The sequence below is a fragment of the Rhodococcus sp. I2R genome (assembly GCF_020889545.1).
GTDB lineage: Bacteria > Actinomycetota > Actinomycetes > Mycobacteriales > Mycobacteriaceae > Rhodococcoides.
In genome coordinates, this window is the sequence record NZ_JAHUTG010000065.1 from 1 (window position 1) to 1,501 (window position 1,501).

Here is a 1,501-nt window from a genome sequence, read left to right on the forward strand (position 1 = left end):
CAATACCGTTTACTTAGAATGACAAGGGTGTTATTCTTGAGTCATGCCGCGTGTGGGATGGGTGAAACCGGATGATTCTCAGCGGTTGACGGACCATATTTCGTTGGGTGTGTTGACGCGGGTGTTTCCACCGGATGTGGTCGACGAAGTGTTGGTCGAGTGTGACCGAGTGGAGCAGCGGTCACGATTGTTGCCGGCGCGAGTTGTGGTGTATTACGTTCTGGCACTGGGATTGTTCTCCTCCGATTCGTACGAGGAGGTGATCCGCAAGTTGGTTACAGGTCTCGAGTGGGCCTCTGGTTGGTCGCACCAGTGGACGGTTCCGACGAAGGCGGCACTGTTTCAGGCTCGCAGACGGTTGGGGTCCGAGGCACTGAAGATGTTGTACGCCAGGGTTGCTCAGCCGTTGGCTGATCGCAGTGTCCCAGGCGATTTCTATCGGCGATGGCAGTTGACCAGTATCGACGGGTTGACCTTGGATGTGCCCGACACCGCAGGGAATGTGGAGTATTTCGGTCGTCCACCGTCCTCGCGTGGCGGTGGACGTGGTGGGGCATTCCCGCAAGTTCGCGTCCTGGGACTGGCCGAGTGTGGCTCGCACGCGATCATCAACGTGGCACTGGGGCCGTACAAACAGGGCGAGCAGACCCTCGCCGAGTCGGTGACCACATCGATGACAGCGGGAATGCTGGTGCTGGCGGACCGCGGCTTCTTCAGCTACTCCCTGTGGAATCGATGCGCCAGGACCGGAGCCGATCTGGTGTGGAGAATGAAGTCGAACGCGATACTGCCCGTCGAGACACGGTACGCCGATGGCTCTTTCGCCTCACACATATATCCTGGCACGACCGCACGCCACAACGACCGCGACGGTGTCGCGGTCCGCGTAATCGAATACACCCTCGACGCCACCGATACCGATACGAGCACCGACACTGCGATCAACGACGTCGAGCAGCGCACCTACCGTCTGCTGACTACGATCACCGACCCGCAGGACGCACCCGCCGACGAGGTCGCCGTACTGTATGCCCAACGATGGGAAATCGAGACCGCATTCGACGAGCTGAAAACCCACCAGCGCGGACCAAGGGTGGTCCTACGATCGAAAACCTCCGACGGAGTCCTCCAAGAAGTCTACGGGCATCTCTGCGTGCACTACGCCATCAGATCTGTAATGCATTCCATAGCAGACCATTCCGGACGAGATCCAGACAGGATTTCCTTCACCCGGACCCTGCGGGCCGCTCGCCGCAGCACGACGAGCCACCCGGGTTTTTCCCCCTGACACCCACACCGACGCCTACCGCCGCGTCACAGCAGAAGTCGTCCGCGAACTACTGCCCATCCGAACCCACCGAGCAAATCCCCGCGTCGTCAAACGGAAAATGTCCGTATTTCACGTCAAACACCCACACCACCGAGGCGCACCACGCATCGACCACCGACCCCGTGTCCTCGCTGCGCAGTCCCTACCGCCGCCGTAAGTAAACGGTATTGA

Annotated in this window: 1 protein-coding gene; it reads left to right on the top strand. The window is 60.0% G+C overall.

All coding sequences use genetic code 11. From position 1 onward, the window contains the following. Positions 1-43: 43 nt before the first annotated feature. Entirely contained in the window at positions 44-1,288 is a 1,245-nt protein-coding gene (locus KVY23_RS24795; protein ID WP_230558532.1) for an IS4 family transposase, read from the top strand. The last annotated feature ends 213 nt before the right edge of the window (positions 1,289-1,501 follow it).

Coding starts and splice junctions, on each gene's coding strand:
- KVY23_RS24795 (WP_230558532.1), top strand. CDS start 44: ATGCCGCGTGTGGGATGGGTGAAACCGGATGATTCTCAGCGGTTGACG.